This is a genomic window from Pseudomonas sp. Colony2, from assembly GCF_019382755.1.
GTDB lineage: Bacteria > Pseudomonadota > Gammaproteobacteria > Pseudomonadales > Pseudomonadaceae > Aquipseudomonas.
Genome location: NZ_CP080030.1, coordinates 6936407 through 6958073 on the forward strand (window position 1 = coordinate 6936407; position 21667 = coordinate 6958073).

At 61.7% G+C, this 21667-nt stretch carries 18 protein-coding genes; 7 read left to right on the forward strand and 11 right to left on the reverse strand.

The genetic code is table 11. The features are described from left to right. Positions 1-88: 88 nt before the first annotated feature. Positions 89-2065, reverse strand: coding sequence for a methyl-accepting chemotaxis protein (locus JV201_RS28575; RefSeq protein ID WP_008439409.1), 1977 nt, complete (start codon positions 2063-2065; stop codon positions 89-91). A 178-nt stretch (positions 2066-2243) separates the two neighbouring features. After that, on the reverse strand, positions 2244-3164 hold the full coding sequence (locus JV201_RS28580; RefSeq protein WP_003208769.1) for a LysR substrate-binding domain-containing protein: 921 nt from the start codon (positions 3162-3164) through the stop codon (positions 2244-2246). Positions 3165-3316: 152 nt separating this feature from the next. On the opposite strand from JV201_RS28580, the gene JV201_RS28585 reads away from it, so the two are divergent. Next, on the forward strand, positions 3317-4720 hold the full coding sequence (locus JV201_RS28585) for a NorM family multidrug efflux MATE transporter (RefSeq protein ID WP_102604065.1): 1404 nt from the start codon (positions 3317-3319) through the stop codon (positions 4718-4720). A 128-nt stretch (positions 4721-4848) separates the two neighbouring features. Here the strand turns inward: JV201_RS28585 and JV201_RS28590 are convergent, their stop codons facing one another. Next, complete coding sequence (locus JV201_RS28590; RefSeq protein ID WP_008439412.1) at positions 4849-6519, reverse strand: bifunctional diguanylate cyclase/phosphodiesterase; 1671 nt, start codon at positions 6517-6519, stop codon at positions 4849-4851. A 267-nt stretch (positions 6520-6786) separates the two neighbouring features. Between JV201_RS28590 and rep the strand changes: the two genes are divergently transcribed. Next, positions 6787-8796, forward strand: a complete 2010-nt coding sequence (rep, locus tag JV201_RS28595) for a DNA helicase Rep (RefSeq protein WP_008439414.1) — start codon at positions 6787-6789, stop codon at positions 8794-8796. Between the two features lie 57 nt (positions 8797-8853). Continuing rightward, on the forward strand, positions 8854-9426 hold the full coding sequence (locus JV201_RS28600; protein ID WP_008439415.1) for a xanthine phosphoribosyltransferase: 573 nt from the start codon (positions 8854-8856) through the stop codon (positions 9424-9426). Between the two features lie 130 nt (positions 9427-9556). On the opposite strand, the gene JV201_RS28605 is transcribed toward JV201_RS28600, so the two are convergent. The 6 genes from JV201_RS28605 to dadA all read right to left on the reverse strand — a co-directional run bounded on the left by JV201_RS28605 (position 9557) and on the right by dadA (position 15662). Continuing rightward, on the reverse strand, positions 9557-11479 hold the full coding sequence (locus tag JV201_RS28605) for an acetyl-CoA hydrolase/transferase C-terminal domain-containing protein (RefSeq protein WP_003208758.1): 1923 nt from the start codon (positions 11477-11479) through the stop codon (positions 9557-9559). A 135-nt stretch (positions 11480-11614) separates the two neighbouring features. After that, positions 11615-12031: a cytochrome c5 family protein gene (locus JV201_RS28610; protein ID WP_003208757.1), complete on the reverse strand. Its 417-nt coding sequence runs from the start codon at positions 12029-12031 to the stop codon at positions 11615-11617. A 182-nt stretch (positions 12032-12213) separates the two neighbouring features. Beyond that, on the reverse strand, positions 12214-12762 hold the full coding sequence (locus JV201_RS28615) for a cupin domain-containing protein (protein WP_003208755.1): 549 nt from the start codon (positions 12760-12762) through the stop codon (positions 12214-12216). Positions 12763-12878: 116 nt separating this feature from the next. Beyond that, on the reverse strand, positions 12879-13955 hold the full coding sequence (gene alr / locus JV201_RS28620; protein WP_102370158.1) for an alanine racemase: 1077 nt from the start codon (positions 13953-13955) through the stop codon (positions 12879-12881). Positions 13956-14035: 80 nt separating this feature from the next. Next, on the reverse strand, positions 14036-14389 hold the full coding sequence (locus tag JV201_RS28625) for a RidA family protein (protein ID WP_003208752.1): 354 nt from the start codon (positions 14387-14389) through the stop codon (positions 14036-14038). Next, the gene (gene dadA / locus JV201_RS28630; protein WP_219406296.1) at positions 14361-15662 is read right to left on the reverse strand and encodes a D-amino acid dehydrogenase; all 1302 of its coding nucleotides are present in this window, start codon (positions 15660-15662) and stop codon (positions 14361-14363) included. The genes JV201_RS28625 and dadA overlap by 29 nt, the downstream gene beginning before the upstream one ends. Before the next feature lie 156 nt (positions 15663-15818). On the opposite strand from dadA, the gene JV201_RS28635 reads away from it, so the two are divergent. Beyond that, on the forward strand, positions 15819-16307 hold the full coding sequence (locus JV201_RS28635) for an Lrp/AsnC ligand binding domain-containing protein (protein WP_003206849.1): 489 nt from the start codon (positions 15819-15821) through the stop codon (positions 16305-16307). A 38-nt stretch (positions 16308-16345) separates the two neighbouring features. On the opposite strand, the gene JV201_RS28640 is transcribed toward JV201_RS28635, so the two are convergent. Further along, positions 16346-16699, reverse strand: coding sequence for a YkgJ family cysteine cluster protein (locus JV201_RS28640; protein WP_003208747.1), 354 nt, complete (start codon positions 16697-16699; stop codon positions 16346-16348). 115 nt (positions 16700-16814) lie between these two features. Here JV201_RS28640 and JV201_RS28645 point away from each other — a divergent pair, with 115 nt between their 5' ends. Then, on the forward strand, positions 16815-18107 hold the full coding sequence (locus JV201_RS28645) for an FAD-binding oxidoreductase (RefSeq protein WP_219406297.1): 1293 nt from the start codon (positions 16815-16817) through the stop codon (positions 18105-18107). Between the two features lies 1 nt (position 18108). Here the strand turns inward: JV201_RS28645 and JV201_RS28650 are convergent, their stop codons facing one another. Beyond that, complete coding sequence (locus JV201_RS28650; RefSeq protein WP_219406298.1) at positions 18109-18345, reverse strand: DUF1127 domain-containing protein; 237 nt, start codon at positions 18343-18345, stop codon at positions 18109-18111. Positions 18346-18510: 165 nt separating this feature from the next. Here JV201_RS28650 and JV201_RS28655 point away from each other — a divergent pair, with 165 nt between their 5' ends. Together JV201_RS28655 and JV201_RS28660 are read left to right on the forward strand one after the other, a co-directional pair. Next, positions 18511-19935 (forward strand): PLP-dependent aminotransferase family protein, encoded by a 1425-nt coding sequence (locus JV201_RS28655; protein WP_008439421.1) that lies wholly within the window; start codon positions 18511-18513, stop codon positions 19933-19935. Positions 19936-19997: 62 nt separating this feature from the next. Continuing rightward, positions 19998-21560, forward strand: a complete 1563-nt coding sequence (locus JV201_RS28660; protein WP_003208738.1) for a phospholipase D family protein — start codon at positions 19998-20000, stop codon at positions 21558-21560. The last annotated feature ends 107 nt before the right edge of the window (positions 21561-21667 follow it).

Here is a 21667-nt window from a genome sequence, read left to right on the forward strand (position 1 = left end):
GCCCGGCTCCCACAGTGGACCGCGTACTCCAGAACAACACGGTCAACTGTGGGAGCGGGCTTGCCCGCGATGAGGCCCGAACAGTCAATCAACGAAACCGGTCAACCTCATGCCGCAAGCCCGCCGCCAGGGTCTCCAGTTCCTTGGCGGTGATCGCAAGGTTGGACACCACTTCACGCTGCTCGCTGTTGGCCAGGGCGATGCTCTGCAAGTTGCTGCTCAGCAGGGTCGCCGTGCTGCTCTGCTCCTGGGTCGCTGTGGTAATGGCCGCAAACTGCTGGCCCGCCGAGCGGCTTTGCTCGTCGATCCGCGCCAGCGCAGAGGCGACGTCAGCGTTGCGAGCCAGGCCTTCCTGCATCAGCACGTTGCCTTGTTCCATGGTGCTGATGGCGTTGCCGGTTTCCTGCTGGATACTCTGGATCATCCCGGAAATCTCATCCGTGGCCTGACGAGTGCGCGATGCGAGGTTGCGCACTTCATCGGCCACCACCGCAAACCCGCGCCCCTGCTCACCGGCCCGCGCCGCTTCGATGGCGGCGTTGAGCGCCAGCAGGTTGGTCTGTTCGGCAATCGCGGTAATCACCCCGACGATCCCGCCGATTTCCTGGGAGCGCTGGCCCAGAGTGTTGATCACCGTGGCCGTGCTGTTCAGCGCGGTGGCGATGTGTTCCAAGGACGACGAAGCTTCCTGCATCGAGGTGCGGCCGATCCTGGTTTGCTGGGCATTGTCCTGGGCCAGGCGTTCGGTGTTGCCCATGTTGTCGGCAATATTCAGCGAGGTGGCGCTGAACTCTTCCACCGCGCCGGCCATGCTGGTGATCTCGCCGGACTGTTGCTCCATGCCTTCGTACGCACCGCCGGACAACCCCGACAGTGCCTGGGCGCGGCTGTTCACGTCTTCAGCCGCCTTGCGGATATGCGACACCATGGTCGACAGCGCTTCGCCCATCTGGTTGAAACTGCGGGCCAACTGGCCGATTTCGTCATGGCTGGAAACGTTCAGCCGTGCGCTCAAATCACCGGCGCCCAGGGCTTCGGCCTGACGCACCAGGTCGCCCAACGGCTGCAACTTGCTGCGCAGCAACCAGACCGCCGCGCCCACCGCCAGCAGCATCGCGAGCAAGCTGCCGATCGCCAGGCGAATCCCCACCGACCAGGTCACCGCGCGAATTTCGGCTTTCGGCATGCTCGCCACCACCGACCACGGGCCGCCTTCAAACGGCACGGCAACGCTGTAGAAGTCTTCGTTCTTGTCGCTCCAGAAACGGCCTTTTCCAGGTTTGGCGGCCAGGTCGAGCATCACCGGAATCGACTGATCCAGCGCCTGCACGCCAGCGGGCGGTACCAGCCAGTGCTTCTGTTCGTCCAGCAGCGCCAGGGAACCGGTCTGGCCGATGCGGAAACGCTTGAGGTTGTCGAACTGGGCGTTCTGCGCATCGGTGTAGTCGAAGCCGACAAACAGCACCGCAATCACTTTGCCGCTGGCGTCCCGCACCGGGCTGTACTGGGTCATGTAGGAGCGATCGAACAACACCGCGCGGCCAACGTAGCCCTGTCCGCCCAGCAAGCGTTGATAGGCCGGATGCTGGTGATCCAGCGCCGTACCGATGGCGCGGCTGCCATCCTGCTTGGTCAGGGAGGTGCTGACGCGGATAAAGTCCTCGCCGCTGCGTACGAACAAGGTCGCCACGCCGCCGGACATCTGCTTGAACTCATCGACTTCAGCGAAGTTGTTGTTGAGCACTTCCTCGCCCAGGTACAGGCCCGGCGTCTGCACGCCCGCCACCGTCACCGGTTGCTCAGGGCGCGTACTCAAGCCGGCGCTGAAGCGCTTTTCAAACAGCCCGCTCAAACGCTGGGTACTTTCGCGCAAGGTGCTGTGGAAGGTATTGAGCTGGTCGGCCAGCAAGCGGGCCTCGCTGGCCAGGTGCTCCTCGCGGGTGTCGAGGTTGGCGGAATCCAGCGAACGCAACGCGAATACCGTGCTGCCGCTGATGACGACAGCCAGTATCACGGCGAGGGCAAGCCCCAGTTGAGAGGCAATCCGGGCGCGAGGTTGAGACATGAAGGCTCCTGGCCGAGGCCAGGATCATCCTGATCTCATAGCGCTGCTCGGCAAAATTCTAATAGGGGAAACGTTGCAGAACGGTAGTTCCAACAACCCTACTTCGGCGGGCAGGCTCAATACTTGAGCGAATCACAGGGGTATCGCGCAAACGATTGCTGGCCGGTGCGCAATCCACTCAGTCGAGGCGCTCGACCTGGGGCAATTCCATGGCCTGCACTTCGCCCTGGAGAAAGTCACCCAGCCGTCGCAAACGCTCGCCACCCGGCCGGGTCTTCGGCCACACCAGATAGTAATTTTCCCCACTGGCCACAGCGGTGGGCCATGGCAGACTCAGGCGGCCCTGGGCCACGTCTTCGGCCACCATCAGCAAGTCGCCCATGGACACGCCGTACCCTCGGGCGGCGGCGATCATGCCCAACTCCAAGGTGTCGAACACCTGCCCGCCCTTGAGCGAAACCTGGGATGACAGCCCCATGCGCTCCAGCCAGTTGCGCCAGTCACGCCGGTCCGGCGTCGGGTGCAGCAGTTCGGCAGAGGCCAGGCGTGCAACGTCCCAGGGTCCGTCGCTCAACAGGTTCGGCGCGCCCACCGGAATCAGCAACTCCGGAAACAGGTAGCTGGCTTCCCAGTCCGGCGGGAAATGCCCGTTGCTCAGCAACACCGCGCAATCGAATGGTTCCTGGTTGAAATCCACCTCATCGACGCTCATCCAGGCGCTGGTCAGTTGCACTTCATTGCCCGGCTGCAGGTGCCGGAAGCGACTGAGCCGCGCCAGCAGCCAGCGCATGGTCAGGGTGGACGGCGCCTTCATGCGCAGGATGTCGTCCTCGGCATTCAAGGTATGGCAGGCGCGCTCCAGGGCCGCAAAGCCTTCACGCACGCCCGGCAGCAACAGGCGCGCTGCCTCGGTGAGTTGCAAGGTGCGGCCGCTGCGCTGGAACAGGCGGCAGGCGAAATGCTCTTCCAGGGTACGAATGTGCCGGCTCACCGCACTTTGGGTAATCGACAACTCTTCCGCCGCCCGGGTGAACGAGTTGTAGCGGGACGCAGCTTCAAACGCGCGCAAGGCGTAAAGAGGAGGAAGACGACGAGACATGGCGAAAACTCCGACGGCGCAATATCGAAACCCTACCAGAATCATTCAGGCATGAGTTTTAATCATGCGAACCATCGGATTTATCCCTTTGTGCAATGTGCTGTGGGCGCCGAGAATCAACCCTTCCACCCTTCCCTGACTTTTTGAGCGTGATGATCATGCAGCATCCGGCACGTACCGAACTCTGGGCCATTCTGCGGCTGTCAGGGCCGCTGATTGCCTCACAGTTGGCCCACATGCTGATGGTGCTGACCGACACCCTGATGATGGCCCGCCTGAGCCCCGAGGCCCTGGCCGGCGGAGGCCTGGGTGCGGCGAGCTATTCGTTCGTGTCGATTTTCTGCATCGGCGTGATCGCTGCCGTGGGCACGCTGGTCGCGATCCGCCAGGGCGCCGGCGACATCGAGGGCGCCACCCGCCTGACCCAGGCCGGGCTGTGGCTGGCCTGGTTGATGGCGCTGGTGGCTGGTTTGCTGCTGTGGAACCTCAAGCCAGTGCTGCTGATGTTCGGCCAGACCGAAACCAACGTCGCGTCCGCCGGCCAGTTCCTGACCATCCTGCCGTTCGCCCTGCCCGGCTACCTGACGTTCATGGCGCTACGCGGCTTCACCAGCGCTATCGGCAAGGCCACGCCGGTGATGGTGATCAGCCTGTGCGGCACGGTGATCAACTACCTGCTCAACCACGCGTTGATCGAAGGCATGTTCGGCCTGCCGAAACTCGGGCTGGTGGGCATTGGCCTGGTCACCGCCATCGTTGCCAACTGCATGGCCCTGGCGCTGATCTGGTACATCAAATACAACCGTGCCTACGACGCGTATCCGCTGCGCAAGGGTTTGCTGCGGCCCAACCTGCACTACCTGCGGGAACTGTGGCGCCTGGGCCTGCCGATTGGTGGCACCTATGCGGTGGAAGTCGGGCTCTTTGCGTTCGCCGCGCTGTGCATGGGCACTATGGGCAGCACGCAGCTGGCTGCGCACCAGATCGCCCTGCAGATCGTGTCGGTGGCGTTCATGGTGCCGGCGGGCATGTCGTACGCGATCACCATGCGTATCGGCCAGCATTATGGTGCCGGGCAGTTGCTGGAAGCGCGGCTGGCCGGGCGAGTTGGCATAGGCTTTGGCGCAGTGGTGATGCTGGGCTTTGCAGCGGTGCTGTGGTTGTTCTCGCACCCACTGATCAGCCTGTTCCTCGACCAGCATGACCCGGCGTTTCGCGACGTGATCAACCTCGCCGTCAGCCTGCTGGCGGTGGCCGCATGGTTTGAGCTGTTCGACGGCGTGCAGACCATCGCCATGGGCTGTATTCGCGGACTCAAGGATGCCAAGACCACCTTCCTGGTCGGACTGGGCTGCTACTGGCTGATCGGCGCACCGGCCGCATGGTTGATGGCGTTCAATCTCGGCTGGGGGCCGACGGGCGTTTGGTGGGGCCTGGCCCTGGGCCTGGCGTGCGCGGCAGTCAGCCTGACCTGGGCGTTTGAACGGAAGATGAAGCGGATGATTCGCCAGGAGCCTGAAACCCACCAAGGATTTCAAGCCGCGCAGCCGGAGTAATGACTCTACTCGGTCAAATGTGGGAGCGGGCTTGCTCGCGAATGCGGTGGGTCAGCCATGAATTGGTTGGCTGAAATACCGCATTCGCGAGCAAGCCCGCTCCCACATTTTTGATCGGGTTCACAACATCAGATCACGCCGCCCACCAGTTCCTGGCTGTCACCAAACGTCAGGTAGTCCACCAGTTCCGCCAACGGCAACGGCTTGCTGATCAGGTAACCCTGGGCCTGATCGCAGCCGAACAACCGCAGCAACGCCAGTTGCTCGGCGGTTTCCACGCCCTCGGCGACCACTTCCAGGTTCAGGTTATGAGCCAGGTTGATCATGGCGTGCACCAGCTTGCGATTCTCTTCGCGCTCTTCCATGCCGCCGACAAAGCTCTTGTCGATCTTCAGCAAGGCAATCGGCAGGCTGTTGAGGTGCACGAACGACGAAAAGCCGGTGCCAAAGTCATCCAGGGAAAAGCGCACACCCAGGCGGCCCAGCGCATCCATGGTCTGCTTGACCAGGTCGCTGCGGCGCATCACGGCGGTTTCCGTCAGCTCAAATTCCAGCCACTGGGCTTCCACGCCGCGCTCGGCAATCAGCCGGCTGAGGGTGCTGAGCAGTTGGCTGTCCTGAAACTGGCGGAACGACAGGTTGACCGCCATGTGCAACGGCGCAATCCCGCGTTCGCGCAGGTCCTGCATGTCGCGCAGGGCCCGGGAAATCACCCAGTAGCCCAGCGGCACGATCAAGCCGCTCTGCTCGGCCAGCGGCACGAACTCGCTCGGCGGCAACAGGCCGCGCTCACCGTGGCGCCAGCGCACCAGTGCTTCCAGGCCGACGATATGCCCATCGTCGAGGTCCAGGCGGGGCTGGTAATGCAGTTCCAGTTCGTCACGGCGCAACGCCCGGCGCAGTTCGCTCTCAAGGTCGGCGAGGCTGCGGGCATTGCGGTTGATGCGTTCGTTGAAGATATGAAAGGTGCAGCCCTGGGTGCTTTTGGCTTGCTGCATGGCGATGTGGGCGTGCCACATCAACGGGTCGGCGCCAGCCTTGGCGCGGGCATGGGCCACGCCGAGGCTGCAACCGATCAGCAGGCTTTCGCCATCGACCCAATAGGGTTCGGCCATGGCTTCGACGATGCGCTCGGCCATCCATTCGGCGCGCTGGGGCGCACGGCGGGTGTCGATCAGCAGGGCAAATTCGTCGCTGCCCAGGCGCGCCAGTTGATCGCCGGCCTCCAGCTGGCTCTTGAGCCGCGAGACCACTTGCAGGATCAGCCGGTCGCCGGCCTGGTGGCCGAGGGCGTCGTTGGCGTGACGGAAGTTGTCCAGGTCGAGGTGGCCGAGGGCAACGCCACGGCCTTCGTTTTCCGCCAGGCGGGCGGTCAGCAGGGTCTGGAAGCCCTGGCGGTTGGCGATACCGGTCAGCGGGTCCTGTTCGGCCAGGCGTTGCAGGGTGTTTTCCAGTACACCGCGCTCGCGCACATGCCGCAGGCAACGGCGCAATGTATCGACATCCAATGCATTCAGGATCAGCCAGTCGCTGACGCCGAGGGGTGAAACCAGGGGTTCCTCTTCCAACAGCAATACCGTTGGCAAGCTGCAGCGACCGGGGCCGGGCTGAAGGTTGGCCGTGGTCAACAGCACCGCGCTGTGATCGTCGTCGAACAGGTTGCTCACAGACTCCCAGTTTGGCGCGCTGATCAGCACAGCTCCGTCGCCCATCGGCGCCAGGCACTCGCGCAATAACGCTGCCCACGCTGGCTCATCGGCCAGTAGCAGCAAACGCAAGGGTTCGACAGGCGTAGACAAGCTAGCTCCCTAGACTCTGCAAAATTTCGTTGGCGGCGGGCATTATGACGTGCGCCCCGATAATGACCAATGATATGGGTTATCAAATGCGCACTGTGCAGCTCTAGACCGAACAATAGTCCTAAATACCCTGCACATCCTGCGGCAAAGTAACAAAACCGGCAAATTTAGATCGAGTGGTACGTCACACTGTCGTTCAGAGGCAGCAGAATCTTGCCAGCCTGTTAAAATGCCCGCCCTTTTGATCAATGACCTCCTGAATTTCGTATGTCCCGACTCAATCCCCGGCAGCAAGAAGCCGTGAACTACGTCGGCGGCCCTCTATTGGTGCTCGCCGGTGCCGGTTCCGGCAAGACCAGCGTGATCACCCGCAAGATCGCGCACCTGATCCAGAGCTGTGGCATCCGTGCCCAGTACATCGTCGCCATGACCTTTACCAACAAGGCGGCGCGGGAAATGAAAGAGCGCGTCGGCACCCTGCTCAAGGGTGGCGAAGGCCGTGGCCTCACCGTGTGTACCTTCCACAACCTGGGGCTGAACATCATCCGCAAGGAACACGTGCGGTTGGGCTACAAGCCGGGCTTCTCGATCTTTGACGAGACAGACGTCAAGGCGCTGATGACCGACATCATGCAGAAGGAATACGCGGGCGACGACGGCGTCGACGAGATCAAGAACATGATCGGCTCGTGGAAAAACGACCTGATCCTGCCCGCCGAAGCCCTGGAAGCTGCGCGCAACCCCAAGGAGCAGACTGCCGCCATTGTCTACACCCACTACCAGCGCACGCTGAAGGCGTTCAACGCGGTGGACTTCGACGACCTGATCCTGCTGCCGGTGAAGCTGTTCCAGGAACATGCCGACATCCTCGAAAAGTGGCAGAACAAAGTCCGCTACCTGCTGGTGGACGAATACCAGGACACCAACGCCAGCCAATACCTGCTGGTGAAGCTGCTGATCGGCAAGCGCAACCAGTTCACCGTGGTGGGCGATGACGACCAGTCGATCTACGCCTGGCGCGGCGCCCGCCCGGAAAACCTGATGCTGCTCAAGGACGACTACCCGTCCCTGAAAGTGGTGATGCTGGAGCAGAACTACCGCTCCACCAGCCGCATCCTGCGTTGCGCCAACGTGCTGATCTCCAACAACCCCCACGAGTTTGAAAAGCAACTGTGGAGCGAGATGGGCCACGGCGACGAGATCCGCGTGATCCGCTGCCGCAACGAAGACGCCGAAGCCGAGCGCGTGGCCGTCGAACTGCTCACCCTGCACCTGCGTACCGACCGGCCCTACAGCGATTTCGCGATCCTGTACCGCGGCAACTACCAGGCCAAGCTGATCGAGCTGAAGCTGCAGCACCACCAGATTCCTTATCGCCTGTCGGGCGGCAACAGCTTTTTCGGACGCCAGGAAGTGAAAGACCTGATGGCCTACTTCCGGCTGATCGTGAACCCGGACGACGACAACGCCTTCCTGCGGGTGATCAACGTCCCACGCCGGGAAATCGGTTCGACTACCCTGGAAAAGCTCGGCAACTACGCCACCGAACGCAAGATCTCGATGTACGCCGCCACCGACGAAATCGGCCTGGGCGAGCACCTCGACACTCGTTTCACCGACCGCCTGGCGCGCTTCAAGCGCTTCATGGACAAGGTGCGCGAGCAGTGCGCCGGCGAAGACCCGATCAGCGCCCTGCGCAGCATGGTCATGGACATCGACTACGAGAACTGGCTGCGCACCAACAGCTCCAGCGACAAGGCTGCCGATTACCGCATGGGCAACGTGTGGTTCCTGATCGAGGCGTTGAAAAATACCCTGGAGAAGGACGAAGAAGGCGAGATGACCGTCGAGGACGCCATCGGCAAGCTTGTGCTGCGGGACATGCTTGAACGCCAGCAGGAAGAGGAAGACGGCGCCGAAGGCGTGCAGATGATGACCTTGCATGCGTCCAAGGGCCTGGAATTCCCCTACGTGTTCATCATGGGCATGGAAGAGGAAATCCTCCCGCACCGCTCCAGCATCGAAGCCGACACCATCGAGGAAGAACGGCGCCTGGCTTACGTGGGCATTACCCGCGCGCGTCAGACATTGGCCTTCACCTTTGCCGCCAAGCGCAAGCAGTACGGCGAGATCATCGATTGTGCCCCCAGCCGGTTCCTCGACGAACTGCCGCCGGACGACCTGGCCTGGGAAGGCAACGACGACACACCGACCGAAGTCAAAGCCGTTCGCGGCAACACCGCACTGGCGGATATACGCGCGATGTTAAAGCGCTAGAATCGACTACTTTTTAATCTACTTTCGGCGCGTGTTGCGCCAACAGAGGAAGCTTTCGTGGAAGCACTGCACAAGAAAATTCGCGAAGAAGGCATCGTGCTTTCCGATCAGGTACTCAAGGTCGACGCCTTTCTGAACCACCAGATCGACCCGGCGCTGATGAAACTGATCGGTGACGAGTTTGCTGCGTTGTTCAAGGATTCGGGGATCACCAAGATCGTCACCATCGAAGCCTCGGGCATTGCACCGGCGATCATGACCGGCCTGAACCTCGGCGTGCCGGTGATTTTCGCCCGCAAGCAACAGTCCCTGACCCTGACCGAAAACCTGCTGTCGGCGACGGTGTATTCCTTCACCAAGAAAACCGAAAGCACCGTGGCGATTTCCCCGCGCCACCTGACCAGCAGCGACCGCGTGCTGATCATCGATGACTTCCTGGCCAACGGTAAGGCGTCCCAGGCGCTGATCTCGATCATCAAACAGGCCGGCGCGACCGTTGCAGGTTTGGGGATCGTGATCGAGAAGTCGTTCCAGGGCGGCCGTGCGGAGCTGGATGCCCAGGGTTACCGGGTTGAGTCGCTGGCGCGGGTGCAGTCGTTGGCGGGTGGGGTTGTGACCTTTATCGAGTAATCGGTGCGGGCACGGTTAAACATGTGGGAGCGGGCTTGCTCGCGAAAGCGGTGTGTCAGTCACCGGATAGGTCGACTGATCCACCGCTTTCGCGAGCAAGCCCGCTCCCACATTTGATCTCCTGTGTTTTCTAGTGCGCGGTAGCTTGTAGGCCCGCTAGCAACAGGCGCTGGTACAGGTCCTCCTTCAACCCCTCCGGCTTATCCAGTCGCATCCGTACCAAATGCTCGGGAAACGCTTCCGGCTCCGGTGCATCCAGCGCCGCCTTGCCCAGCTCCAGAATCTCCGTCAGCTTGAATTTGCTCTTGAGCCAGTTCAACGCCCGCAACAAATCCCGCTCTTCATCCGTGAAGTCACTGCCCAGCGGATACTCCGGGAACAGCCGTGGATGCCGCGCCTGAATCCCCTGCAAACGCTCCGGCGTGTTGTCGGCAAACCGCGGATCCAGCTGGAAATCCTTCGGCAACTTCCCGGCCTTTTGCGCCTGCTCGATCAAGTCTTCCTGGAACCGTGAGTCGGTGATATTCAGCAGCGCCTCGATCACCCTGGCATCAGTCTGCCCGCGTAAATCCGCGATGCCGTATTCGGTGATGACGATGTCTCGCAGGTGCCGGGGAATCGTGCAGTGCCCGTATTCCCAGACGATATTGGAACTGACCTCGCCGCCCGATTCGCGCCAGCTGCGCAGGATCAGGATCGAGCGCGCGCCTTCCAGCGCATGGCCCTGGGCGACAAAGTTGTATTGCCCGCCAACACCGCTGAGCACGCGGCCGTCTTCCAACTGGTCGGCCACGCCCGCGCCCAACAGGGTCACGGTAAACGCGCTGTTGATGAAGCGCGCATCCAGGCGCTGCAAACGCTTGAGTTCTTCCTGGCCGTACAGCTCGTTGATGTAGCTGATGCGGGTCATGTTGAATTCCAGGCGCTTGCTCTGTGGCAAGTCCCGCAAACGCTCGTAAAAGCTACGAGGCCCGAGGAAGAAGCCGCCATGCACAGAGATGCCGTCGGTCTGTGCCGCTTCGTCCAGGGTGCCGGCGTTGGCCCGCTCCTGGGTCGCGACGTCCGGGTATACCTTGCGCCGCACAATCCCGGCATCGGCCAGCACCAGCAGGCCATTGACGAACATTTCGCTGCAACCGTACAGCCCACGGGCAAACGGCGCGACTCCGCCTTCGTGGCTGATCAGCGGTGCCCATTGGTACACATCCAGGTCGGTGAGCAACAGGCGATACGCCTCGTTATCGGCCTGGCGCGCCAGCAAGGCCGCAGTCAGTGCATCGCCCATGGAGCCGATGCCGATCTGCAAGGTACCGCCGTCGCGCACCAGGGTGCTGGCGTGCAAACCGATAAAGTGATCCTGGAAACCCACCGGCATGTTCGGGGTGGAGAACAGCGTGGTGCTGTCCTTCTCGTCGATCAGGAAGTCGAACTCATCCATGCCCAGCTCGGCGTCGCCGGGCATGTAGGGCAAATCACTGTGAACCTGGCCCACCACCAGGATGGTTTCACCGGCCTCGCGGCGCTTGGCGATCATCGGCAACAGGTCGAGGGTGATGTCGGGGTTGCAGCTCAGGCTCAGGCGATCCGGATGTTCAGCGCTGCTGGCCACCAATTGCGCGACGAGGTTCAGGCCGGCGGCATTGATATCACGGGCAGCGTGGCTGTAGTTGCTGCTGACGTAATCCTGCTGCGCCGAAAGGCTGTGAAGCAAACTGCCGGGCTGCATGAAGAACTGCTGCACGTGAATGTTCGACGGCAGGCTGTCCTTGCGCAGTGCGGCGAGGAAGTCCAGCTCGGGATAGTCACCGAAGACCCGTTCGATAAAGGGCTCGAGAAAGCGCTTCTGCAAACCATCGCCCAAGGTAGGGCGACCCAGGGCCAGGGCTGTGTAGATGGTCAGCGCCCGGTCCGGCAACTTGGCGATACGCCGGTACAGCGCGTTGACGAACAGGTTGGGTTTGCCCAGGCCCAGGGGCATGCCCATGTGAATATGCGCCGGCAGCCGTGCCAGTACGTCGTCGACTGCTTGCTCGATTGAACACAACTGCACCATCCGACTTCTCCCGAACATTCCATGAATTGGGGTTGGACCGAGCTTGCCGGGTCTTTGCTGCAAAGAACAGCCTCAAAAGGCAAATCGCGGGCACAAAAAAGCCGCTGGTCAGCGGCTCTTTTGGCGAAGATCGGTTTATTTCAGACCCGACATCTTCTCGATCGCGCCTTTAAGCTCGGCATCCGAGCAATCGGCGCAGGTGCCTTTTGGCGGCATGGCGTTCAGACCGGTAATGGCCTTGGCCAGCAGGCCATCGAGGCCACCCTGATGGTCCGCGCGGTCTTTCCAGGCGGCGGTGTCACCGATTTTCGGTGCGCCCAACAGGCCGGTACCGTGGCAAGCGTTGCAGTGCTTGGCGATTACGTCATCCGGCGATTTCGCACCGCCGCCGCCGCCCGCAGCCACTGCCACTTCCATCCCCTTGCACTCTTGCCCCTGGACGCACACCTGGCCTACAGGCTCCAGGCGCTTGGCAATTTCATCATTGGTCGCAGCTTGAGCGCTGACAGCCCATAGGGCCAGTACGGTTGCTGGTGCAGCCAGCATTTTCATAATTAGGTTCACGCGTTCACCCTCAATGGTGGCTATTCACGCCTGCGGCCACGGTTTCGCAGGCGGCGAAAGTATAACGGTTAGCCCGCCCCGCCGAAACAACCCTATTAACCAAGGGGAGATTCAGCAAGACAGAATGCTGCTACGGGCGTCTCTGCGACATAGGCAGGACGCCTCTTTTCTTAAAAGTTCGCGGGTGTGGCTGCGCTGATTAGTCGCGCCGGCACTTCGAACGGATTGCGAAAACGGTGCGGCTTGGTGCTTTCAAAGTAGTAGCTATCGCCGGCTTCGAGCACAAAAGTTTCAAGGCCGACCACCAGCTCCAGGCGACCTTCCACCAGGATCCCGGTTTCCTCGCCCTCATGGGTGAGCATCTCTTCGCCGGTATCAGCACCTGGCGGGTAGATCTCGTTGAGGAACGCAATCGCCCGGCTCGGATGCGCGCGGCCCACCAGTTTCATGGTGACGGCGCCGTCGGAGATATCGATCAGCTCATTGGCTTTATAGACGATCTGGGTCGGTTTTTCCTGGAGGATCTCCTCGGAAAAGAACTCCACCATCGACATGGGAATGCCGCCCAGCACCTTGCGCAAGGAGCTGATGGAGGGGCTGACACTGTTTTTTTCGATCATCGAAATGGTGCTGTTGGTGACGCCCGCGCGCTTGGCTAGCTCACGCTGGGAAAGACCTTTCAGTTTACGGATGGATTGCAGTCGTTCGCCGACGTCCAATGCAGGAGCCTCCTAGGATTCAGGCGTTGTTGTAATTGAGCGTTATCATGGCGACAGCGTTCAGTATTTACAACACTTTGGCCTAAATCCCGGGATCTGCCATTCGTGGGTGCCGCTCAAGCGCCGGAATAGAGCCGTGGCACTCGGCGCAGGTTGCAGAAGATCTGGTACGGAATAGTGTCGGCGGCGGTGGCAACGTCACTGGCGAGGATGTTTTTGCCCCACAATTCGACGGTGGAACCGAGCCCGGCCTGGGGCACGTCGGTCAGGTCGACACACAGCATGTCCATCGACACACGGCCCAGCAACTGGCTGCGCTGGCCGGCCACCAGCACCGGGGTGCCGGTGGGTGCGTGGCGCGGGTAGCCGTCGGCGTAGCCCATGGCAACTACCCCGATGCGCATCGGTTTCGGGGTGATGAACCTGGCGCCGTAGCCCACAGGTTCGCCGGCCGGCAGTTCACGTACGCAGATGACTTTCGATTCGAGGGTCATCACCGGCTGCAAACGCGCGGCGATGGCCTGGTCTTCGCCAAACGGCGTGGCGCCGTAGAGCATGATGCCCGGGCGTACCCAGTCACTGGAAACGTTCGGCCAGCCCAGCACCGACGGCGAGTTGCGCAGGCTGACCTGGGCCGACAAGCCCTGGCGCGCCGCTTCAAACACCGCTACTTGCTCTTCGCTGCTGGTGCTGTCCAGCTCATCGGCGCGGGCGAAGTGGCTCATCAGCACGATCTTCGCGACTTTGCCGCTGGCCAGCAGGCGCTGGTAAGCGTCGTGATAATCCTTGGGGTGCAAGCCAACACGGTGCATGCCCGAATCTAGCTTGAGCCAGACGGTCAGCGGCTTGCTGAGTTGCGCCTGTTCAATCGCGTCCAGCTGCCACAGCGAATGCACCACGCACCAGAAATCATGCTCGATGATCAGCGGCAGCTCGTCGGCTTCGAAAAAACCTTCGAGCAACAGCACCGGCCCGCGAATCCCGGCGGCCCGCAGCTCCAGCGCTTCCTCGATGCAGGCCACGGCAAACCCGTCCGCCTCGGCTTCCAGCGCCTGGGCAACGCGCACGGCACCGTGGCCGTAGGCATCGGCCTTGATCACGGCGAGGGCCTTGGCCCCACCCGTGACTTCACGGGCCAGTTGGTAGTTATGGCGCAGGGCTTGGAGGTCGATCAGGGCACGGGCAGGACGCATGGCGGCAGGCTTCTAGGCGGCGGTGGGAAGAAAAAACCGGTACCCGCTGACAACGCAGGCACCGGGAGAGGATTTTTTGCTTACGGCAGAGCGGCCACAACCGACAGCTCCACCAGGATTTCCGGTTCGCAGAGTTTCGCTTCAACCGTGGCACGGGCCGGCGCGACGCCTTTTGGCAGCCACTTGTCCCATACCGCGTTCATCCCGGCGAAATCGGCGTCAATGTCTTTCAGGTAGATGGTCACCGACAGCAGCTTGGTCTTGTCGGTACCGGCCAGGTCCAGCAAACGCTCAATATTGACGAGGGTTTCGCGGGTCTGCTGTTCAATCCCGGCACTCATGTCGTCGCCGACCTGCCCTGCCAGATACACGGTACCGCTGTGAACAACGATCTGGCTCATGCGCTCATTGGTGAGCTGGCGCTGGATTGACATGTTTTGCGGACTCCTGGTGGTTGCCATAACGGGAAATATCGAGGCCTTCGGCACTGATCTGCGGGGTTTTCTTCGCCATCAAATCGGCCAGCAAACGACCAGAGCCACAGGCCATGGTCCAACCGAGGGTGCCGTGGCCGGTGTTCAGGAACAGGTTTTTGAACGGGGTAGCACCGACAATCGGCGTGCCGTCTGGCGTGGTCGGGCGCAGGCCGGTCCAGAAACTGGCCTGGCTCAAATCACCGCCCTGAGGATAAAGGTCGTTGACGATCATCTCCAGGGTTTCCCGCCGACGCGGGTTCAGCGACAGGTCAAAACCGGCTATCTCAGCCATGCCACCGACGCGAATACGGTTGTCGAAACGGGTGATCGCGACCTTGTAGGTCTCATCGAGAATGGTCGAGGTCGGGGCCATCGCCGGGTTGGTGATCGGCACGGTCATCGAGTAACCCTTGAGCGGGTACACCGGCGCCTTGATTCCCAGCGGCTTGAGCAATTTCGGCGAGTAGCTGCCGAGGGCCAGCACGTAGCGGTCGGCAGTTTCCAGCTTGCCGTCGATCCACACGCCGTTGATCCGGTCACCGGCGTAGTCCAGGCGCTGGATATCTTGCTCGAAGCGGAATTCGACACCCAGTTGCTTGCACATGTCGGCAAGGCGGGTGGTAAACATCTGACAGTCGCCGGTTTGGTCGTTCGGCAGGCGCAGGGCACCGGCAAGAATATCGGTGACGCTCGCCAGGGCCGGCTCGACGCGGGCAATCCCGGCGCGGTCCAGCAGCTCGTAAGGCACACCGGACTCTTTCAATACCGCGATGTCCTTGGCAGCACCGTCCAGCTGAGCCTGCGTACGGAACAGTTGGGTAGTCCCCAAAGTGCGCCCTTCGTAGGCGATGCCGGTCTCGGCACGCAGCTCGTCGATGCAATCGCGGCTGTATTCGGACAGGCGCACCATACGCTCCTTGTTCACCGCATAACGGCTGGCGGTGCAGTTGCGCAGCATCTGCGCCATCCACAGGTACTGGTCGATATCGGCGGTGGCCTTGATCGCCAGGGGCGCATGGCGCTCCAGCAACCATTTGATAGCCTTGAGCGGCACACCCGGCGCAGCCCATGGCGAGGCGTAGCCCGGCGAGATCTGCCCGGCGTTGGCGAAACTGGTCTCCATGGCCACATCCGGCTGACGGTCGACCACGACCACTTCAAAACCAGCTCGTGCCAAATAGTAGGCACTGGCCACGCCAATGACACCGCTACCCAAGACCAGAACGCGCATTTTTATTCCCTCATCACGGCTTGACCGCTGACGTTTGTTGTTCAGCACAAAGATGTGGGCAGTATAAAAAGCAATCACCAGTGCATTTCACTATATAACTGCCTATATTTGGCGACAATTCTCGGCAAAAACCCTTTTCACGGAGGAGCATCCCCTATGCGGACCAACACTCAGACCAAGCGGGAGCTGGACAAGATCGACCGCAACATCCTGCGCATCCTGCAGGCCGACGGGCGAATTTCGTTTACTGAACTGGGGGAAAAGGTCGGGCTGTCGACCACGCCGTGCACCGAGCGGGTCCGGCGCCTGGAGCGCGAAGGGATCATCATGGGCTACAACGCCCGGCTCAACCCGCAGCATTTGAAGGGCAGCCTGCTGGTGTTTGTCGAGATCAGCCTCGACTACAAGTCCGGCGACACCTTTGAAGAATTCCGACGCGCCGTGCTGAAACTGCCCCACGTGCTGGAGTGCCACCTGGTGTCGGGGGATTTCGACTATCTGGTGAAGGCGCGCATTTCGGAGATGGCGTCGTACCGCAAATTGCTCGGCGATATCCTGCTCAAGCTGCCCCACGTACGGGAGTCCAAGAGCTATATCGTGATGGAAGAGGTGAAAGAGAGCCTGAACCTGCCGATCCCGGATTAAGACAGCACCACAGGCCAATGTGGGAGCGGGGACATCCGCTAGACCAATACCTGACGCGTCGACGCCATGTACGCATGAATCTGCTTTTCCACCCGTGGGTGGATCAACTCCACCGGGCGGCGGTCGTTGGGGCATGGCAAGGTCGGCGTGGTGCCGAACAAGCGGCAAATCAGCGGGCGCTCGTCGTACACGGTGCAGCCATTGGGGCCAAGGTGCACGCAGTTGAGTTCGTCCATCGCCGCTTCCTGCTCGGCAGCGGTCTTGCGCGGCAGGCGCGACATTTCCTCGGGGGACGTGGTCACCGGCCCACAGCAGTCGTGGCAACCCGGGACGCACTCGAACGAGGGAATCTGCCGGCGCAGCGCGTTGACTTTCTGACTGTTGCAACTCATCGACACAGGGACCGAACGGCGAATAGGCGTGGATTCTGCCCTAAAAGCCCCCGGTGAGACAGCTTCGCCCGACCGCTGTATCCTGCGTCAAATTTTCCAAACAGGGATGCTCCCCATGACCGCCAGCGCCCGGCACGCCAATTCCTACTACGCCGCCAGCAGTTTCCCGCAGCCTGATTATCCGGTGCTGACAGGTGAAATCGTGGCCGATGTGTGCGTGGTCGGCGGCGGCTTTTCGGGGCTCAACACCGCTCTGGAACTGGCCGAACGGGGTTTCAGCGTGGTCCTGCTGGAAGCCCGCAAGATTGCCTGGGGCGCCAGCGGGCGCAATGGCGGGCAACTGATTCGTGGCGTCGGTCATGGCCTGGATCAGTTCACCAACGTCATCGGCACCGAGGGCGTGCGCCAGATGAAATTGATGGGCCTGGAAGCCGTGGAAATCGTGCGCCAGCGGGTCGAACGTTCGCAGATCGCCTGCGACCTGACCTGGGGCTACTGCGACCTGGCCAACAAACCCCGCGACCTGGAACACCTGGCCGCCGACGCCGAAGAGCTGCAAGGCCTTGGCTATCGCCATGAAGTGCGCCTGCTGCAAGCGGGCGAAATGCGCAGCGTGATCGGTTCCAACCGCTATGTTGGCGGCATGATCGACATGGGCTCCGGCCACCTGCACCCGCTGAACCTGGCTCTCGGCGAGGCAGCCGCTGCACAGCAGTTGGGCGTCCAGTTGTTCGAGCATTCCGAGGCGGTGCGGATCGATTACGGCCCGGAGGTCAACGTACACACCGCCCAGGGCAATGTGCGCGCCAAGACCCTGGTGCTGGGCTGCAATGCTTATTTGAACGGCCTCAACCCGCATCTGAGCGGCAAGGTGCTGCCCGCCGGCAGCTACATCATCGCCACCGAGCCCTTGAGCGAAGTCCAGGCAGCCGAGTTGCTGCCGCAAAACATGGCGGTGTGTGACCAGCGGGTGACGGTGGATTACTTCCGGCTGTCCGCCGACCGACGCTTGCTGTTCGGCGGTGCCTGCCATTACTCCGGACGGGATCCGAAGGACATCGGTGCCTATATGCGTCCGAAAATGTTGCAGGTGTTCCCACAACTGGCCAACGTGAAAATCGACTACCAGTGGGGCGGGATGATCGGCATTGGCGCCAACCGCCTGCCGCAGATTGGCCGGCTGGCCGACCAGCCCAATGTGTATTTCGCCCAGGCCTATGCCGGCCATGGCCTCAACGCCACCCACCTGGCAGGCAAACTGTTGGGCGAAGCCATCAGCGGCCAGCAAAGCGGGCGCTTTGATCTGTTTGCCAAGGTGCCGCACATCACTTTCCCGGGCGGCAAGCATTTGCGCTCGCCGCTGCTGGCGCTGGGAATGCTCTGGCACCGATTGAAAGAACTGGTCTGAATCAGCCGCGCCAGAAGGGCTTCAAGCCTTCCCGGCGCGCCTGCTCGGCACTCAGGCCCACGTCTCGCAGTTGCTCGGGGGTCAGCTCCAGCAAGGTTTTGCGCGTATGCATGCGGTGCCAGAACAACGCCCATGAACTGAATGTGGGGGCCTTGGTACGCGCCGCCATGCGCCGCTCCTGCCCGGCTTCCAGTTCCTGACTGTGTAACGCCAACCGTACATCGCTCATACCGCTCATTTTCCTGCCCCTCATTAACGTGTTGCCATGAGTACGTAGGATGAGCCGGCGCGTAAAACCATGACAGATTCAACCACCCTGTATTAAATCCATACAGATACTGCCTATCGGCCGCTGAATCCTGTATTTTCAGCCTATCTGTACTGGTAACCGGGAAGCACCGCCATGACCCTATACGTCAACCTCGCCGAACTGTTGGGCACGCGCATCGAGCAGGGCTTCTATCGCCCGGGCGACAGATTGCCGTCAGTTCGGGCCTTGAGTGTGGAGCATGGGGTCAGCCTGAGCACCGTGCAGCAGGCCTACCGCGTACTGGAAGACAACGGCCTGGCGATGCCCAAACCCAAATCCGGCTACTTCGTACCGGTGGGCCGCGACTTGCCGGCATTGCCCGCCGTAGGCCGCCCGGCCCAGCGCCCGGTGGAAATTTCCCAGTGGGACCAAGTGCTGGAGCTGATCCGCGCGGTGCCACGCAAAGACGCCATACAGTTGGGCCGGGGCATGCCGGATGTATTGTCGCCGACCATGAAACCCCTGCTACGCAGCCTCGCTCGGATCAGTCGGCGCCAGGACATGCCGGGGCTGTATTACGACACTATCCACGGCAACCTGGACCTGCGTGAACAGATTGCCCGCCTGATGCTCGATTCAGGCTGCCAACTGACGCCCCAGGACCTGGTGATCACGACCGGCTGCCACGAGGCCCTGTCTGCCAGCATCCACGCCATTTGCGAGCCCGGCGACATCGTTGCCGTCGACTCGCCAAGCTTCCACGGCGCCATGCAAACACTGAAGGGCCTGGGCATGAAAGCCCTGGAAATCCCCACCGACCCACTCACCGGTATCAGCCTGGAAGCGCTGGAACTGGCACTGGAACAATGGCCGATCAAAGTCATACAGTTGACCCCCAACTGCAACAACCCACTGGGCTACATCATGCCGGAGTCGCGCAAACGCGCACTGCTGACCCTGGCCCAGCGCTTTGACGTGGCGATCATCGAAGACGACGTGTATGGCGAACTGGCCTACAGCTACCCGCGGCCACGCACCATCAAGTCCTTCGACGAGGATGGCCGCGTCGTACTGTGCAGCTCTTTCTCGAAGACCCTCGCACCCGGCCTGCGGATTGGCTGGGTCGCACCCGGTCGCTATCTGGAGCGTGTGCTGCACATGAAATACATCAGCACCGGCTCCACCGCGACCCAGCCGCAGATCGCAATTGCCGAGTTTCTGAAAGGTGGACATTTCGAGCCACATTTGCGGCGGATGCGCACGCAATACCAGCGCAATCGCGACCTGATGCTCGATTGGGTCAGCCGCTATTTCCCGGCGGGCACCCGCGCCAGCCGCCCCCAGGGCAGTTTCATGCTGTGGGTGGAACTGCCGGAAGGCTTCGATACCCTGAAACTCAACCGGCTGCTGGTGGATGAAGGTGTACAGATTGCAGTGGGAAGTATCTTTTCCGCCTCCGGCAAGTACAGGAACTGCCTGCGCATGAACTACGCTGCCAAACCAACGCCGCAGATTGAAGAGGCTGTACGCAAGGTCGGCGCGACCGCCATCCGGTTGCTGGCCGAAGCGATGGACTGACCTTTTACGGGAAATAGCCGTCATATGCGGACAATCGCCCTGATTCGGAACCCATGTCATTGATGACCCACCGGCTATTACCGTTTTTCCTGCTGGGCATCCTGGCCCTGGGCGGCTGCGCCACCATCGACGCGCCACGCACACCCAGCGAGGCGCTGCCGGCCAGCGAATCTTCCTTCGGCCGCTCGATCCAGGCCCAGGCCGCTCCCTACAAAGGCCGCTCCGGGTTCCGCCTGCTGCCCAACAGCAGCGAAGCCTTCATGGCCCGCGCCGAACTGATCCGCAACGCCCAGACCAGCCTCGACTTGCAGTACTACATCGTCCACGACGGCATCAGCACCCGCATGCTCGTGGATGAACTGCTCAAGGCCGCCGACCGTGGCGTGCGCGTGCGCATCCTGCTGGACGACACCACCAGCGACGGCCTGGACCAGATCATCGCCACCCTCGCCGCCCACCCGCAGATCCAGATTCGCCTGTTCAACCCGCTGCACCTGGGCCGCAGCACCGGCGTGACGCGGGCCATGGCGCGGCTGTTCGACCTGTCGCTGCAACACCGGCGCATGCACAACAAGCTGTGGCTGGCAGACAACAGCGTGGCCATCGTCGGCGGGCGCAACCTGGGGGATGAGTATTTCGACGCCGAGCCCAACCTCAACTTCACCGATATCGACATGCTCAGCGTGGGCCCGGTGGCCGAGCAACTCGGCCACAGTTTCGATCAGTACTGGAACAGTGCCCTGAGCAAACCCATTGGTGACTTTGTCAGCAGCGCTTCCAAAGGCGACCTGGCCAGTGCCCGCGTACGCCTGGAAGATTCCCTTGCCGAGTCTCGCCAACAAAACCATGCCCTGTACAACCGCCTGCGCACCTACAAGACCCAGCCGCGCATGGACATCTGGCGTCGCGAGCTGATCTGGGCCTGGAACCAGGCGCTGTGGGATGCGCCGAGCAAGGTGCTGGCCAAGGCCGATCCGGATCCACGGCTGCTGCTGACCACCCAACTGGCGCCCGAGCTGGAAGGTGTCAGCCATGAGCTGATGATGATTTCGGCTTACTTCGTTCCAGGCCAGCCTGGCCTGGTATACCTGACCGGTCGCGCGGACGCCGGTGTATCGGTAAGCCTGCTGACCAATTCCCTGGAAGCCACCGACGTACCGGCCGTGCACGGCGGTTATGCGCCCTATCGCAAGGCGCTGCTGGAACACGGGGTGAAGCTATACGAGTTGCGTCGCCAGCCGGGAGACGGTGGCGGCAGCGGACCTCATCTGTTCCGCAAAGGTACATTCCACGGTTCGGATTCCAGCCTGCACAGCAAGGCGATCATCTTTGATCGGGAGAAATCCTTCATCGGCTCATTCAACTTCGACCCGCGCTCGGTGCTGTGGAACACCGAAGTCGGGGTGCTGGTGGACAGTCCCGAACTGGCGGAACACGTGCGCAACCTGGCACTGGAGGGCATGGCGCCCCCGTTGAGCTATCAGGCGAAGCTGCAGGATGGCCAGGTGGTATGGGTGACCGAAGACAACGGCCAACTGCACACCCTGACCCGCGAACCCGGCAGTTGGTGGCGCCGGTTCAATGCCTGGTTTGCTACATCCGTCGGGCTGGAACGCATGCTTTAAGAACAGCGACGGGACCTGTGGGAGCTGGCTTGCCTGCGATGGCGGAGTGTCAGTTTACGTATCCGGTGCTGACACTCCGCCATCGCGGGCAAGCCCGGCTCCCACAG